The sequence below is a fragment of the Nocardia sp. NPDC055053 genome, from assembly GCF_053608285.1.
Genome location: NZ_JBSGVD010000001.1, coordinates 268,186 through 282,588, shown reverse-complemented (window position 1 = coordinate 282,588; position 14,403 = coordinate 268,186). Strand labels below are relative to the sequence as shown.

The window sequence follows — 14,403 nt, the reverse complement described above, 5'->3', positions numbered from 1 at the left end:
GTTTGACGATTGGTGGTTGGGGGCCTGTGAGTACTGCGGAAGTCGGGTCGATCGTGCAGCAGGCGGCTGCATCGCCGGGGGAGGATACCGGGCGCGGGGCGAGCGCGGGGCCTGCCGGTTACGTGGTACTCGGCGCCGGAGTGGTGGTCGTGGTGATCGCCTTCGTGACCGCGATCTACGCGCCACCCGCTGTCGGCATCCCGGTACTCGCCGCCGCGCTCGCTGTAGCGCTGATCGCTTGTCCCGCAGTGTTCGTCGCGCTGCGGGAGCGGGCCAGGGCCAATGCCGCGAAGGACACAGCCCAGCGGGCTGAACAGCAGCTCGCCGCGACCGTCGCCGAGGCGAGTCAGCGGATCGCGCAGGCCCAGGAACACGCCACCCACTACGCCTGGGAAGCCCAGGAGAACGGTCGCCGCGGCGCCGCCGCGCTGGCCGCCTTCGCCGGTGCCGCGGGCCGCATCCAGGCCATGACCACCAGCATGCTGGCCGAACTGCGCGAGATGGAACACCGGCACGCCGACCCGCGGGTGCTCACCGACCTGCTCCATATCGACCACCGCACCGCGCAGACGGGCAGGCTCGCCGACAGCATCGCGGTGCTCAGCGGCGCCCGCACCGGTCGCCGGTGGGCGAAACCGATCGCGATGGAATCGATCCTGCGCGGCGCGATGGGCCGGGTGGCCGGCTACCAGCGCGTGCGGCTGCGGGCCGTCGCCGAGGTCGGCATCGCCGGGCACGCCGCCGAAGGCGTCATGCACAGCCTCGCCGAACTGCTCGACAACGCCTGCAACTTCTCCCCGCCCACCACCGAGGTGCACGTCTACGCCGCGGAAGTGCCAGCGGGCGTGGTGATCACGATCGAGGACAGCGGACTCGTGATGAGCGACTCCGCGCTGCGCCGCGCCGAGGCCGCCGTCAGCGGCCGCGACCACAAGGGCAAGGGTGCCGACCTGGCTTCGCTGTCGGGGACGCGGCTCGGCCTCGCGGTGGTCGGCAACCTGGCGCGCAAACACGACCTCACCGTGTCGTACCGGCCGTCGGCGATCGGCGGTACCGCCGTCGTCGTCGTTGTCCCGCGCGAACTCACCGCCCGCGCAGAAAGCCGCAGCCGTGGCGGCACCCAGCTGTCCGCGCCGACCCCGCGTCGCGCCGACACCCAGCTCGGCACCCTGAGCCAGTTCGACACACCGACGCCACGCCCACAGCACACACGGCCCACCGAGACCACCGAGCTCGGATGGACCGAGACCATCGGTCAGCACGCCCGCCAGGCCGGCGCCGACGCTGCCCCGCCCGCGGTGTCCACCTCACCCGCATTGCCCAAACGGCGCAGGGGCGACACCCTGGCCAAAGTCCACCCCGAAGGCCTGACCACCACGCAGGCCGCCGAACCCGCACCGACGAAGCCGGCTGCTCTCGGCGCGTTCCAGCGGTCCGCCCCCGGCCGTGGGCCGCACCAGTCAGGCCACCGATCAGGCAGCGCCGCCACTGCTCCCGACCCCATGGAGGACCGATGACCACCACCGCCGCAGCGAACCTCGGCTGGCTGCTCGAGAAGCTGCTCGCCCGCACCCCACGTACCCGGCACGCACTGCTGCTGTCCGGCGACGGTCTCAAGATCTGCCACACACCGGAACTCGACGTGGACCGCGCCGATCAGCTGGCCGCGATCGCCGCCGGCTTCCAGAGCCTGTCGCACGGGGCTTCCGTCGAGTTCGGTGACGGGCGTGGCGGAGTCCGCCAGTCGATGACCGAGTTCTACGGCGGCATCCTGTTCGTGGTCGAGGCGGGCAGCGGCGCGCACTTAGCGGTGGTGGCGGCCGAGGACGCGGACGCGGGCCTGGTCGGGCACACCATGCACGAACTGGTCGAACAGCTCGGCGAGCATATGGCTGCCCAGCCGAGACGCGGAGTGCCGAATTGACCAGGGCGGGCCGTGACGACGATCCCGACCGGTTCTACACGCTGACCGGCGGGCGCGCCCCGGCCACCGAGGATTTCGACCTGGTGACCCTGGTGGTCAGCGAATCGGCGCCGTCGGCGGGCATGACCTCGGAGCAGGTGGCGATCCTGGACATGTGCCGGGCGCCGACGGCGGTCGTGGAGATCGCGGCGGAACTGCGCCTGCCGGTCGGGGTCGCCACGGTTCTGCTCGCCGATCTGCTGCACGCGGGCAAGATCACCGTTCGGCCGCCGCTGTCGGCGGCGATGTCGCTGGATGCCTCCACCCTCGAGAAGGTGCTCGTTGGACTTCGCAAGCTCTGATATCGCGCCCGAGCGGTCCCGCGCGCCGCTGCACAGCACGGCGAAGCACGGGTTGAAGATCGTGGTCATCGGTGGATTCGGTGTCGGCAAAACGACATTGGTGCAATCGGTGAGCGAGATCAGGCCGCTGGACACCGAGGCGACGATGACCGACGTCGGTGTCGGGATCGACGACGCCACCGGCGTGCCGGGCAAGTCGACGACCACCGTCGCCTTCGACTTCGGCCGGATCACCCTCGACGACGAACATGTGCTGTATCTGTTCGGCGCGCCGGGGCAGCAACGGTTCTGGTTCCTGTGGGACCGGCTGTTCACCGGCGCGCTCGGCGCGATCGTGCTGGTCGACCAGCGCCGGATCAGCGACTCCTGGTACGCGATCGACCGGCTCGAACACCAGGGCACCCCGTTCGTGGTGGCCTGCAACGACTTCGGTGCCTCGCACGCACCGCAGGACGTGCGCGACGCGCTCGACCTCGACCCCGCGGTGCCGCTGCTGATGTGTGACGCGCGCTCGCGCGAATCGAGCAAACAGGTGCTGATCGCGTTGGTCGAACACCTGTATTCCGCTGTTCCGCACGGGGAGACGGTCTCATGAGCACACCCACCGGCACCGGTGCCTGCCCGATCACCGGCGCGGTGCCGCTGAGCGGTCCCGAATTCCACATCGAACCGCACGAGGTCTACCGCCGGATGCGCCGCGATCACGGTCCGGTGGTCGCGGTCGAACTGCCCGGCGGTTTCCCCGCCTGGCTGATCATCGGCTACCGCGAACTGCATCAGGTGACCAGCGATCCGCTGCTGTTCCCGCGCGATGTGTCGCTGTGGAACCAGTGGGGCCGGGTGCCACCGGATTGGCCGTTGCTGCCGATGGTCGGACAGCCAATGCCCTCGATCTACTTCACCGCCGGCGCCGAGCACCGCAGGCACCTCGCGATGGTGGAACCGGCTCTCGACGCGGTGGATCACTACGAATTGCGCCGTGCCTGTGAGGAACTCGCGGACCGGCTGGTCGACAACTTCTGCGGTCGCGGCAGCGCCGACCTGATCGCCGAGTTCGCCGAACCGCTGCCGGTGCTGGCGCTGGGCCGCATCCTCGGCCTGCCCGACACCGACGCCGCCGACCTCGCGTTGACGATGAAGACCCTCGCCGACGGCGGCGCGGACGCCCAAGCCGGGCACATGCGCTTCGGTGAACACATGGCGCGGCTGCTCGCGGCCAAGAAGGCAAGGCCCGCAGGCGATCTGGTGTCGCTGATGCTGGCCGATCTCGAGCCGTTCACCGACGAGGAGTACACCAACGACCTGATGGCGATCACCGCCGCCGGTCACCTCACCACCGCCGACTGGCTCGGCAGCTCCATGCGGCTGATGCTCACCGATGATCGCTTCTCCGCGGCCCTCGGTGGCGGCAGGCGCAGCGTCGGCCAGGCCATGAACGAGGTGCTCTGGGAAGAGGGCCCGACCTCGATCCTGGCCGGGCGGTGGGCCGCGCGCGACACCCGCCTGGCCGATCAGACCATCCGGGCCGGCGACATGCTGCTGCTCGGCCTGGCCGCGGCCAATCTCGACCCGCACATCCGCCAGTCGTTCACCGACGGTGACACGGTGCCGACCGGCAACAACGCGCACTTCGCGTTCAGTTACGGCGAATACCGCTGCCCCTTCCCGGCGCAGCAGATCGCCGAGATCATCGCAAGGACCGGGATCGAGGTGCTGCTCGACCGGCTCCCCGATGTCGACCTGGCTGTCCCCGCCGACCAACTCACCCGGCGACCTTCGGCTTTCCTTCGGGGCATGACCGCACTGCCCGTACGTTTCACACCAGTTAGACCTGTCGGAGGTTAGTCGTGAGTTCCCAGTGCCCTTTCGCCATCGATCCCATGGTCGGTGACCTCAACGGAGAGACCGCCCGACTACGCGCCGAAGGTCCGCTCGCCCGGATCGACCTGCTCGGCGTGCCCGCCTGGACCGTCACCGACCACGCGATCGCCCGTCAGCTGACGACCGACTCCCGCCTGGTCAAGGACATCCACGCGTGGAAGCTGTGGACCGACGGCGTGGTCACCAACCAGTGGCCGCTGATCGGCATGGTCGATGTCGACCGCTCCATGTTCAACGTCGACGGCGCCGAGCACCGCAGGCTGCGGCTCAAGACCGCCCAGGCCCTGGCGCCGCGGCGGCTCGAGGAGATGCGCCCGGTGATCGAGCGGCTCACCCTCGAACTGCTCGACGATCTCGCGGCCGCCGGCGCCGACGGCGCGCCGGTTGACCTGAAGTCGGTCTTCGCCTACCCGCTGCCGATGCGCGTGGTCGGCGAGCTGATGGGTGTCGAGCGCGAGGACCACCCCCAGCTGCTCGAGTGGTACAAGAAGTTCTTCTCGGTGATGACACCGCAGGACGAGCGGCTGCGCGTGATCGGCGAGCTCGACGTGTACTTCACCGAGCAGGTCAAGCAGAAGATCGCGAACCCGGGTGACGATCTCACCTCGGCGTTCATCGTGGCCGACGAGGGTGGCGAGCCGCTCACCGAGGAGGAGGCGATCGGCAATATCAAGGCCCTCGTCGCCGCCGGGCACGAGACCACCGTGAGCTTGATCGTCAACACCGTGCGCGCACTGCTGGGCGAACCCGAGCAGCTGGCGAAAGTCCTTGCCGGCGATGTGGACTGGAAGCAGGTCATCGAGGAATCGCTGCGCTGGGACGGCCCGGTCTCGCACCTGCTGATGCGCTTCGCCACCGAGGACATCACCGTCGGTGACACCGTGATCGCCAAGGGCGAGGGCGTGGTGATGTCCTACCGTGCCATCGGCCGCGACACCGCCGTGCACGGTGAGACCGCCGACGAGTTCGACGTGACCCGTCCCACCGCCAACCGCCACTTGGCCTTCGGCTACGGCCCGCACATCTGCCCCGGCGCCGCCCTGTCCCGGCTGGAAGCCGCGATCGCGCTGCCCGCGCTGTTCGCCCGGTTCCCCGATCTGCGGCTGGCCGTGCCCGACAGTGAGCTCGGCAACTTGCCTGTCCTCACGCAGAACGATCTGGCCGCGTTGCCGATCATCCTGAACTGACCGGCGTCGCGTCGCGCCCGGTGGTCTTAAGCCGGGCGCGACGCTCTACCTCATGGCGCCGACCCCCGAGGGCCCTGCGTGGTCACGCTCCGCTACCGCCTCCGGGCCCGCCGGGATCGGCGGCGTTGCTACAGGCCCAGATCGCGGCCGATGAGCTCCTTCATGATCTCGTTGGAGCCCGCCCAGATCTTGGTGACCCTGGCGTCCATCCACGCCCGCGCGACGCGGTACTCGCGCATGTAGCCGTAGCCGCCGTGCAGCTGCACACACGCGTCGAGCACGTCGTTCTGGATCTGCGCCGACCACCACTTGGCCTTCGCGGCGTCGACCGCGGAGAGCTTGCCCTCGGCGTGGGCGGCCACGCCCTGATCGACGAACGCCTGCGTCACTTCGATTTTCGTGACCAGCTCGGCGAAGAGGAACTTGTTGTACTGGAAGCTGCCGATCTGCTGCCCGAACGCCTTGCGCTCCTTGGCGTAAGCGAGGGTCTCGGCCAGAATCGCCTCGGCGTGCGCGATATTGGAGATCGCGGCGCCGATGCGTTCCTGCGGCAGGCGCTCCATCATCGCGATGAAGCCGCGGTCGACCTCGCCGATCCGGTTGGCGTCGGGGACCCGGACATTGTCGAAGAACAGTTCGGCGGTGTCGGATTCGGGCTGGCCGACCTTGTCGAGCTTGCGGCCGCGGGTGAAGCCGTCCATGCCGTTCTCCACCGCGAACAGCGTGATGCCCTTGGCCTTCTTCTCCGGGCTGGTGCGGGCGGCGACGATCACCAGGTCGGCGTTGAAACCGTTGGTGATGAACGTCTTCGAGCCGTTGATGATCCAGTCGTCGCCGTCGCGGACCGCGGTGGTCTTGAGCGCGGCCAGGTCGGAGCCGCCCGACGGCTCGGTCATGCCGATCGCGGTGACGATCTCGCCGGTGCAGAACTTGGGCAGCCAGCGCCGCTTCTGCTCGTCGGTGGTCAGCTCCACCAGGTAGGGCGCGCACACGTCGTAGTGGATGCCGAACGAAGACGACAGTGCCGCACCGGCTTTGGCGAGTTCTTCGCCGAGCACCGCGTTGAACCGGTAGTCGCCCGCGTCGCTGCCGCCGAACTCCTCCGGCACACCGAGCCCGAGGTAGCCGAGTTCGCCTGCGGCCAGCCAGGTCTCACGGTCGATCGCGCGCTCTTCGGCGAAGCGTTCGGCGTTGGGCTCGATCGAGCGCTTGACGAATTCGGCGACCGAGGCGCGGAAGGCCTCGTGGTCCTCGGTGTAGATGGTGCGCTGCATGGGTTTCCTTTCGTGTTCTACTGTCCGGGCCGTTCGCCCAGCAGAACCAGCGACGCCTGGACGACCTTGGCCGCGTCGGGTTCCTCGCCGCTGATGACGTCGGCGTAGATGAAGGTCTCGGTGATCCGCGCCAGCAGCAGTGCCAGTTCGGGCACCGGCAGCGGCGGATCGAGGGTGCCCGCCGAGATCTCCTCGGTGAGCAGGTCGGCGATGACGGCGACGAAGCGTCGCTGCACCGAGCCTGCCCTGGTGGTGAGCAGTCGCAGCGCGCGTTCGGGTTCGCGGCGCAGGAATTGGCGGAAGGCGTCGGAGGTGTTGACGGCCTGGGCGAAATCGCCGAGGACCGTGGCGATCCGGCGTGCGCCGTGTCCGGGCGCGGCCGCGACGGCGCGGCGCAGGGTCGGTTCGGCCACCGACCAGATCACCTCGGCCAGCAGCTCGTCGCGGCCGCCGACCCAGCGGAACAGGGTGGCCCGGTTGACGCCGAGCTCGTCGGCGAGTTCCTTCATCTCCAGCCTGCGGCCGGCCAGGAACCCGGTTCGCGCTGCCTTGAACGCGGTGATCACGTCGGGGCGGGCGGCGATATCCGCCAGGCGCTGGCCCAGTGTGGTCTGCTCGGTCACGTCACCTCCCGGTGCAACATCTCCCTCAGTGTATGGAGGATGCAACATCTGTCAATATGTCGCACCGAGGGTACAAAAAAACTCCCCGGTCGCGATGACCGGGGAGTTCGTTGTAGCCCCGACGGGATTTGAACCCGCGCTACCGCCTTGAGAGGGCGGCGTCCTAGGCCGCTAGACGACGGGGCCAGAACCACAGTTCACCTGCGTGAACCGCGCGGAACATACGATAGCCGACGACCAGGCAATCGACCAAAACGGCTGGTGACCGCCTTTTTCCTCGGATAGGTCGAGGATGTTAGCGGTGGCAAACATGCTTGTATTCAATACATGCGCGTTCCACAATGGGTGGGTGAGCGGTGCTTCTCGTCGATACGACTCTTCGCTACGCCAGGACATGGCGGCGCGAACCCGCCAGGCGGTGTTCGAGGTGGCGAGCCGGTTCTTCGTCGAACGCGGCTGGGAGGGCACCTCGATGCGTGACATCGCGCAGGCGGCGGGATGCTCGGTGGAAACGATCTACGCGAGGATCGGCAACAAGGCGGCCTTGCTGAAGGCCGTCCTCGACCGCGCGGTCGTCGGCGACGACGCGGTGCTGTCACTGGCCGACCGGCCCTGGTTCGACATCGAGAGCGGCAGGCCGCTCGCCGAGCGTGCCTCCGAACTCGCCGCGGTGGCGGCATCGATCTACCGGCGCACCGCACGCCTGCGCCGCGCGCTCGACATCGCGGCCGAAGGCCATGCCGAGCTGCGCGAGCTCGACACGAAATGCCGTGCGGACGAACGGATTTCACGCACAGCGCTGGTGTCTGCGGCCGCGGGCAGGTCGCTGACCGAGATCGAGGCAGACGGGATCCAAGGCATCTTCAGCAACGAGATGTATCTGTTGCTGACCGACCGATCCGGATGGACACACGAGCAGTATCAGGACTGGGCGGCCGCCATGGTGATACGGCTGCTCGACCTCCACGAGGAGCGCGATCATGACCACCGACACCGACCCGACCGGCCCCGCTGACACCCGCGTCATGGGCATCGTGCATACCGCGATGCGACGTGACCTCGAGCGGGCCAGGTCAGTCCTGGCCGAATGGCCGTACCCGTTCGACGAGCAACGCCGGGCCGTGGCCGGCCATCTCGTCTGGCTGATGGATTTCCTGCACCACCACCACGAATCCGAGGACGAGCACCTCTATCCGGTCGTGCGCGCCCGCAATCTCGCCGCACGGCCACTGCTGGATCGGATGGACGCCGACCACCGATCCATCCTGCCCGCGATGACGGCGCTGAGGTCGGCGGCCGCCGCCTACCGGAACTCCGCGGACGCGCGCGAGCAACTGATCGCGGCGCTGGACGAATTGCGGGCGCTGCTGTTTCCGCACCTCGAACGCGAGGAAAGCGAGATGATGCCGATCGTCTCGGACACGATCAGCGACGCCGAATGGCGCCGCTGGGACGACGAGTACAACGTGAAACCGCTCGGCTCGCTCGAGTTGTCCGATCAGGGATTGTTCATTCTCGACGGCCTCGACGGCGCGGACCGTCAGGCGATCACCGAGCTGGTCCCCGCGCTCCCGCGCTGGATCATTCTCCACCTCATGATCCACCGGTACCGGCGGCAAGCCTTCCGCCGGTGGCGCACCCGCGAATTCACTGCGCTGAAAACAACATTGGGCGGACGTCAGGAGGCCATGACCTCGGCCGCACCGCGCGCCGTGTGGAACATCCTCACCGATGTCACCCGGGTCGGGGAATGGAGCCACGAATGCCGTCGCGCGCGATGGCTCGACGGCGCCACCGGCCCGGCGGTGGGCGCGCGATTTACCGGCGAGAGCAAATCCGGCGTCATGCGCTGGAGCCGCGCCTGCACGATCACCGTCCTGCGGGCACCCAGCGAACTGGCCTGGACCACCCACGGCGGCATCTACGGCGACCACACCGAATGGCGCTACACCCTCGAGCCCACCGACTCCGGCACCCGCATCGCGCAGACCTACCGCGTCCTCGCCATGCCGATCTGGTTCGACCGCCTGGTCTGGCTGTCCACCCCAGCCCACCACGACCGCCGAACCGCCTTGCACGCCGACCTCACCCGCCTGGCCCGCCTCGCCGAAGCGGCGAGCGGGCACGGTGAATGCCCTGGTGGTTGACCTGCCCGGGTGGCGGGGGGAAGGTGGGGCGATGACCGGCAAAGAGGTGCGGGGTGGGGTCGAGATGTCGAATCTCGATCAGGCGTTGTTCGACGGGGCCGAGGCGACCAAGCGGGACCTGGCCGACTATCTCGAGTTCGCGGGGGAGCGGCTGGTTCGGGTGCTGCGGGATCGGCCGTTGTCGGTGGTGCGGGTGCGGCCGGGGCAGGAACCGTTCATGCAGAAGAATCTGCCCAAGTACACGCCGGAGTGGGTGCCACGGGTGACGGTGTGGGCGGAGAGTTCGCATCGGGAGGTCACCTACGCGCTGGGTAATGACGAGCGGACGCTGTTGTGGTTCGGCAATCAGCGTGCGGTGGAGTACCACCCGACCTTGTTGCCGGTCGATCACAGTGCCGGGCCGACGCATCTGGTGCTCGATCTCGATCCGTCGCCGGGACAAACCTTCCGCGACGCCGCGGCGGGTGCCCACCTGATCCGGGCCGCGCTCACCGCCGACGGGCTCGACGGTGCGGTGAAGACCAGTGGCGCCAAGGGTTTACACGTGTTCGTGCCGGTGGAGCCGGGGATCGCGATCGAGGACGCGGCTGCGGCGACCAGGGCGATCGCGGCGCGCGCCGAGCGGATCGATCCGTCCGTCGGCACCACCGCGTTCATCAAGGAAGACCGCAACGGCAAGGTCTTCCTCGATTCCACCCGGGCGGGCGGTGCCACCGTCATCGCGGCATACAGCCCGCGTATCCGGCCTCGCGTCCCGGTGTCGTTTCCGTTGCGCTGGAACGATATCGACGATGTCACCCCGGCCGACTTCACCCTGCGCAGTGTGCCCAACCTGCTCGGTGACAGTGATCCCTGGATGACCGAAATGCCTGCCCCACAAGCGCTTCCGGAGGATCTGATCGCGGAGGGACATACGATCCCGATCGCAAGGGTGCAGGCCATGCACGAGGGCAAACGTCGCGCTCGGGCGAAGCGGGCGACTGAATGACTTGGAAAATGGCGACTCGCCGCCACTCACATCGGCATTTCGGTGGCTGTGGGCTTCGCGCTGCTGGCAGTGACCGGGCTCGGTGTCGGCCACGGACTTCGGAGCCGCGATCCGGGTGAGACGATCCGGCTGGTGAATGCTTCGCTGGCTCAACTGCCCGCAGCAGGGAAGGGGCGGCGAGGTTGGCGCGTTCGGCATGAGGTTGGCGCATTCTGTCCTTGTCTCGTCCTCGATGGAATTCGAGACTTACGGTTCGTGTGGTGCGAACGAGGGGAGCATGCGGTGTCGGTTACGAGGGAGAGTGCCACCGCGTATGTGATTTCCGCGCTGGAGGCGAAGGGAACCGCGACCCGGGACGACTTCGACGTCGCCGGGATCGTGACCGCGTTCCGGGACATCACCGATGGGTGGGAGTTCCACTTGATGGAGCGGGAAATGTTCTGGCGGATCGCCTCGACCTATCTCAGGACGTGAGGTTCCGTGCCGGATGGGCGGACCAGCGCCGGGCCGCCCGGCGCAACGAGCCCGCATCGGAGTAGCCGAGGAGTTCGGCCTGCCTGGGGCCGCTGAGCGACACGGCTCGGGACAACCGGGCGCTGCGAGCCCGGTCCAGTTCGGCCCGCCAGGTCGTGCCCGCCTCGGTCAGTCGTCGCTGCAGGGTCCGAGGGCTGACGGTGAGGATCCGGGCGACACTGGTCAGGGAGACCTCCCCTGCCTCGATGGCCTCGTCCACCGCGGCGGCCACCCGTTCGGGCCAGGCGGAGGCGAGAGTCGGCGGGGGTGGCAGCGCGGCGGCCAGTGGCCGCAGGACCGCGGCCAGGACCGGATCGGCGGTGGTCAAGGGCAAGTCCAGGTCCGCGGCGCGGAAAGTCATCGAGTCGGTGGGGGCCTCGAATTCCAGCGTGGCGGAACCGAATACGTCGCGGAAGCTGTCGACATCCGGGGGAGCGGCCTGGCGCAGCGAGACGCGCACCGGGTTCAAGGGTTCCTCGACGACCCGGCGGGCGCGGCTCAGGACGGCCGACAGACCCCACAGTTGGGTGTGATCCCGTCCACGTCCTTCGCCGTCGAGCATCTCGAGGTAGAGGGTGGATTCGTTCTCCGTTTCGGCGATGAGGTCGAACCGGTGGTTGGTGGTGACCGCGGTGATGTGGGGCCCGCAGGTGGCCAGTCCGGCGCCCAATGTCGGCGCGGAGGCGAACAGGTAGTCGTACAGGCCCAGACTGGACAGCTCGTAGCGACGGGCGACCTGCAGGGCGACGTCAGGGCCGAGGCGATGTTCGCCGATCTCCCACAGCCGGGAGAACACCGCGCTGGGTAAGTGCACGTCGTCACCGGTCATCGACCAATCCGGGACCCCGGCGTCCCGTATCAGCTGCGCACGATCGAGCCCGGCGGCGTCGAGCTGGGAGATGACGAAACGGTGCAGCAAACTCTGGTCGGTAGCCATGACGTCTCCTCGTGGCAGCGTGCCGATCCGCGGACCGGTCGCGGTGACGTTACGCATTGTTCGAAGGCGGGCTCCATCATCACCCAGACCGAATCGCGGCGAAAGCGAAAGGCGGATTCGCCCAGCGCTGCTCGCGCGGGAGAGCAGCTGGTACGGAAGCTCGACACCATGCGGTGGCGGGGTCGGCACGCTATATCTGTGTCATGGATTTGTCTCAGCTGAGTACGGCGATCGAAGCTGCTGTCGCCGTTCATCTCAACGACCTCGGCCGAGCGCGTGGGTTGCTGCCGTTGAATTGGTTTGTCGCGCCGTCGGTGACGAGCGACGAGGACATGGAGGCGGTGCTGTCGGTCGAAGGGCAGGCCGGTAGCCACCTTCCGCAGCACCCGGGTTTGGTGGTCGATCAATGGGCCGGTGCGCTCGGGCTGCGCCCGGTGTACGCACCGACACCGGGGGTGCGCGCGGTGGAAGGGGTCCTCGAACCGCAGCCAGGGGAGTATCGATTCGAGATCCGGATCTGGGGTGTCATCGATCCTGCCGCGCTGCACGCGCAACGGGATTGGGGACGCTGGCAGGGGTAGTGGGCACACGGCGACGGCCCGATGACCGCCGGGAGGTCATCGGGCCGTTCGCGTGGTGACTACTTGGCGAGGGAGGCGACGCCGGCCTGGGCGAACTTTTCGTCCAGGTCGCCGCTGGGGGCGCCCGCAACGCCGATGCCCGCGATCGGGGCGCCGTTGGCCTTGACGGGGGCGCCGCCGCCGAGGAACAGGGTGCCGTCGATGTCGGCCAGGTGCGGGGCGGACTCGAGGCGCTTGGTCAGTTCGGTGGTAGGGGCGTTCCAGGAGACGGCGGTGAAGGCCTTCTGCTGGGCGGCGTCGTAGGACTGCGGGCCCGCGCCGTCGCCGCGCAGGGTGACGATGACATTGCCGTTGCGGTCGACGACCGCGACGCTGACCCGCTGGTTCTCCTTGGCCGCCGCGTCGAGGGCGGTCTGCGCGGCCTTGGTGGCCGCGGCGATCGACAGGTGGGTGCTCTGGGTCAGGTTGGCGTCGGCGGCATTCGCCACGACCGGGGTGCGGGTGGCCGGGTCCTGGTCCTGGGCCTGGACGGTCACGACGCCGACCACACCGGCAGCGACGACACCGGCGGTGGCGCCGGCGATGATGAGGCGGTTGCGGGTGCTGGACTTGGCGGTCATGGCTGCTCCTGTATGGATCTCGGCCTGCCGGCGCTGCGCCGTGGCCTGTTGATATCCATCCTGTTCGCCCGGCGCGTCCGGCGAATCGGTGAAGTGGCTGTACTTCTCCGGCCGGATCGGGCGACACCGGGGTCAACCGATCGGTTGACCCGGGACAGCCGGTCAGCGGGGGAGAATGGGGGAGTTTGCCCAGCAGGACGTGGACGGGAGGTACCGGTGCGCAACACGCTCGGCGACCGGAACGACGATACGCGGCTGCTCGCTGTCATCGTCTACAGCACGTTCTACGTACTGCTCGCCGCGTCGCTCATGCGCTGGCTGATCCGGCACAGCGAAACCCGCTCGACGCCGCTGGTCGTCGCCCTCGCACTGCTGCTCGCGGTGCTGTACGCGATGAGCGAGCTGCGGCATTCGCATCGGGTGGTGTGGTTCGCGCTGCTCGTGGCGACCTGGTCGGTGCTGGTGGTGCTGGCGCCCAGTTTCGCCTGGTGCGCGGTGCCGCTGGTGTACACCGGACTGCGGATTCTGTCGGTGCGGGTCGCGGTGACGTTGGTCGTCGTGCTCACCGCGCTCGTGGTGTTCAGTCAGGTGCGAATAGCCGGGTGGCTGGATCCGAATCTGGTGCTCGCCCCGCCCGCGGTCGCCGCGGTGACGACGGTGCTGTTCGTCGGCATGCGCCGCCAGACCGAGCAGCAGGCCGCGCTCATCGACGACCTGGTGCGCACCAGGCAGGAACTGGCCGAGACCGAACGCCGCGAAGGCACGCTCGCCGAACGCGAACGCCTCGCCATGGAAATCCACGACACCCTCGCCCAGGGGTTGTCGAGCCAGCGCATGCTGTTGCAGGCCGCCGACCTGGTGTGGGACTCCGATCCGGCGCTGGCCCGCACCCATCTGCGCTCGGCCGCCGAGATCGCCGAACGTGATCTGACCGAGGCCCGGCGGTTCGTCCACGACCTCGCGCCTGCCGACCTAGCGGCGGGCGGTTCGCTCGGGGCCGCGCTGACCGCGCTCGCGGAACGGGAGACCTCCGACACGCTGACGGTGCGCTGTCATCTGGAAGGCACCCCTGGACCGCTGCCGCAGCGGGTCGAGGCGACCTTGCTGCGCGTGGCCCAGGGCGCGCTCGCCAATGTCCGCGAGCACGCGCGGGCATCGGCCGCGATCATCACGCTGACCAGCCTCGAGGATCAGATCGTCCTCGATGTGGCCGACGACGGCCGCGGCTTCGATCCCGATGACCTGGACGATCCGGCCGAGCATCGCGGACACGGGCTGCCCGCGATCCGGGCGAGAGTGCGTCAGCTCGGCGGGACCTGCGCGATCGAATCCGCGCCGGGGGACGGGACCGTGCTGTCGGTCGCCATTCCGCTGGTCGTCGGCTGAA

At 68.7% G+C, this 14,403-nt stretch carries 16 protein-coding genes and 1 tRNA gene; 12 read left to right on the top strand and 5 right to left on the bottom strand.

The annotated features are described in order from the left end of the window. The first annotated feature begins 26 nt into the window (after positions 1-26). From ACWF82_RS01215 to ACWF82_RS01190, 6 genes are read left to right on the top strand one after another with little or no spacing between them, the layout of a single operon-like run. Positions 27-1,517 (top strand): sensor histidine kinase, encoded by a 1,491-nt coding sequence (locus ACWF82_RS01215; protein WP_452496743.1) that lies wholly within the window; start codon positions 27-29, stop codon positions 1,515-1,517. Beyond that, positions 1,514-1,924 (top strand): roadblock/LC7 domain-containing protein, encoded by a 411-nt coding sequence (locus tag ACWF82_RS01210; RefSeq protein ID WP_452496741.1) that lies wholly within the window; start codon positions 1,514-1,516, stop codon positions 1,922-1,924. The genes ACWF82_RS01215 and ACWF82_RS01210 overlap by 4 nt, the downstream gene beginning before the upstream one ends. After that, positions 1,921-2,265 carry a DUF742 domain-containing protein gene (locus ACWF82_RS01205; RefSeq protein WP_189027050.1) on the top strand — a complete coding sequence of 115 codons (345 nt, stop codon included), beginning with the start codon at positions 1,921-1,923 and terminating at the stop codon, positions 2,263-2,265. The genes ACWF82_RS01210 and ACWF82_RS01205 overlap by 4 nt, the downstream gene beginning before the upstream one ends. Then, positions 2,246-2,860, top strand: coding sequence for a GTP-binding protein (locus ACWF82_RS01200; RefSeq protein ID WP_452496739.1), 615 nt, complete (start codon positions 2,246-2,248; stop codon positions 2,858-2,860). The genes ACWF82_RS01205 and ACWF82_RS01200 overlap by 20 nt, the downstream gene beginning before the upstream one ends. Further along, positions 2,857-4,110 carry a cytochrome P450 gene (locus ACWF82_RS01195; RefSeq protein ID WP_452496738.1) on the top strand — a complete coding sequence of 418 codons (1,254 nt, stop codon included), beginning with the start codon at positions 2,857-2,859 and terminating at the stop codon, positions 4,108-4,110. The genes ACWF82_RS01200 and ACWF82_RS01195 overlap by 4 nt, the downstream gene beginning before the upstream one ends. Before the next feature lie 2 nt (positions 4,111-4,112). Beyond that, positions 4,113-5,333, top strand: a complete 1,221-nt coding sequence (locus ACWF82_RS01190) for a cytochrome P450 family protein (protein WP_452496736.1) — start codon at positions 4,113-4,115, stop codon at positions 5,331-5,333. Between the two features lie 128 nt (positions 5,334-5,461). On the opposite strand, the gene ACWF82_RS01185 is transcribed toward ACWF82_RS01190, so the two are convergent. From ACWF82_RS01185 to ACWF82_RS01175, 3 genes are all read right to left on the bottom strand, one after another. Then, complete coding sequence (locus ACWF82_RS01185) at positions 5,462-6,607, bottom strand: acyl-CoA dehydrogenase family protein (RefSeq protein WP_452496734.1); 1,146 nt, start codon at positions 6,605-6,607, stop codon at positions 5,462-5,464. A gap of 17 nt (positions 6,608-6,624) precedes the next feature. Then, complete coding sequence (locus ACWF82_RS01180; RefSeq protein WP_452496732.1) at positions 6,625-7,230, bottom strand: QsdR family transcriptional regulator; 606 nt, start codon at positions 7,228-7,230, stop codon at positions 6,625-6,627. Positions 7,231-7,343: 113 nt separating this feature from the next. Further along, positions 7,344-7,416 (bottom strand) — tRNA-Glu (locus tag ACWF82_RS01175). 163 nt (positions 7,417-7,579) lie between these two features. Between ACWF82_RS01175 and ACWF82_RS01170 the strand changes: the two genes are divergently transcribed. Genes ACWF82_RS01170 through ACWF82_RS01155 form a run of 4 tightly spaced genes read left to right on the top strand, consistent with a single transcriptional unit; the run spans position 7,580 to position 10,839 of the window. After that, the gene (locus ACWF82_RS01170; RefSeq protein ID WP_452496730.1) at positions 7,580-8,245 is read left to right on the top strand and encodes a TetR/AcrR family transcriptional regulator; all 666 of its coding nucleotides are present in this window, start codon (positions 7,580-7,582) and stop codon (positions 8,243-8,245) included. Further along, positions 8,211-9,377, top strand: coding sequence for a hemerythrin domain-containing protein (locus tag ACWF82_RS01165; RefSeq protein ID WP_452496728.1), 1,167 nt, complete (start codon positions 8,211-8,213; stop codon positions 9,375-9,377). The genes ACWF82_RS01170 and ACWF82_RS01165 overlap by 35 nt, the downstream gene beginning before the upstream one ends. Before the next feature lie 31 nt (positions 9,378-9,408). Next, positions 9,409-10,365 carry a DNA polymerase domain-containing protein gene (locus ACWF82_RS01160; RefSeq protein ID WP_452496726.1) on the top strand — a complete coding sequence of 319 codons (957 nt, stop codon included), beginning with the start codon at positions 9,409-9,411 and terminating at the stop codon, positions 10,363-10,365. A gap of 48 nt (positions 10,366-10,413) precedes the next feature. Next, the gene (locus tag ACWF82_RS01155; RefSeq protein ID WP_452496724.1) at positions 10,414-10,839 is read left to right on the top strand and encodes a hypothetical protein; all 426 of its coding nucleotides are present in this window, start codon (positions 10,414-10,416) and stop codon (positions 10,837-10,839) included. Here the strand turns inward: ACWF82_RS01155 and ACWF82_RS01150 are convergent. Beyond that, positions 10,829-11,815, bottom strand: coding sequence for an AraC family transcriptional regulator ligand-binding domain-containing protein (locus ACWF82_RS01150; protein WP_452496722.1), 987 nt, complete (start codon positions 11,813-11,815; stop codon positions 10,829-10,831). The genes ACWF82_RS01155 and ACWF82_RS01150 overlap by 11 nt on opposite strands. A gap of 203 nt (positions 11,816-12,018) precedes the next feature. Here ACWF82_RS01150 and ACWF82_RS01145 point away from each other — a divergent pair, with 203 nt between their 5' ends. Further along, positions 12,019-12,396 carry a hypothetical protein gene (locus ACWF82_RS01145; protein WP_452496720.1) on the top strand — a complete coding sequence of 126 codons (378 nt, stop codon included), beginning with the start codon at positions 12,019-12,021 and terminating at the stop codon, positions 12,394-12,396. A gap of 59 nt (positions 12,397-12,455) precedes the next feature. Here the strand turns inward: ACWF82_RS01145 and ACWF82_RS01140 are convergent, their stop codons facing one another. Further along, positions 12,456-13,016 carry a GlcG/HbpS family heme-binding protein gene (locus ACWF82_RS01140; RefSeq protein WP_379308016.1) on the bottom strand — a complete coding sequence of 187 codons (561 nt, stop codon included), beginning with the start codon at positions 13,014-13,016 and terminating at the stop codon, positions 12,456-12,458. Between the two features lie 216 nt (positions 13,017-13,232). Here ACWF82_RS01140 and ACWF82_RS01135 point away from each other — a divergent pair, with 216 nt between their 5' ends. Beyond that, positions 13,233-14,402 carry a sensor histidine kinase gene (locus tag ACWF82_RS01135; protein ID WP_452496718.1) on the top strand — a complete coding sequence of 390 codons (1,170 nt, stop codon included), beginning with the start codon at positions 13,233-13,235 and terminating at the stop codon, positions 14,400-14,402. The last annotated feature ends 1 nt before the right edge of the window (position 14,403 follow it).

Coding starts and splice junctions, on each gene's coding strand:
- ACWF82_RS01210 (WP_452496741.1), top strand. CDS start 1,514: ATGACCACCACCGCCGCAGCGAACCTCGGCTGGCTGCTCGAGAAGCTG.
- ACWF82_RS01160 (WP_452496726.1), top strand. CDS start 9,409: ATGACCGGCAAAGAGGTGCGGGGTGGGGTCGAGATGTCGAATCTCGAT.
- ACWF82_RS01150 (WP_452496722.1), bottom strand. CDS start 11,815: ATGGCTACCGACCAGAGTTTGCTGCACCGTTTCGTCATCTCCCAGCTC.
- ACWF82_RS01185 (WP_452496734.1), bottom strand. CDS start 6,607: ATGCAGCGCACCATCTACACCGAGGACCACGAGGCCTTCCGCGCCTCG.
- ACWF82_RS01145 (WP_452496720.1), top strand. CDS start 12,019: ATGGATTTGTCTCAGCTGAGTACGGCGATCGAAGCTGCTGTCGCCGTT.
- ACWF82_RS01195 (WP_452496738.1), top strand. CDS start 2,857: ATGAGCACACCCACCGGCACCGGTGCCTGCCCGATCACCGGCGCGGTG.
- ACWF82_RS01140 (WP_379308016.1), bottom strand. CDS start 13,016: ATGACCGCCAAGTCCAGCACCCGCAACCGCCTCATCATCGCCGGCGCC.
- ACWF82_RS01165 (WP_452496728.1), top strand. CDS start 8,211: ATGACCACCGACACCGACCCGACCGGCCCCGCTGACACCCGCGTCATG.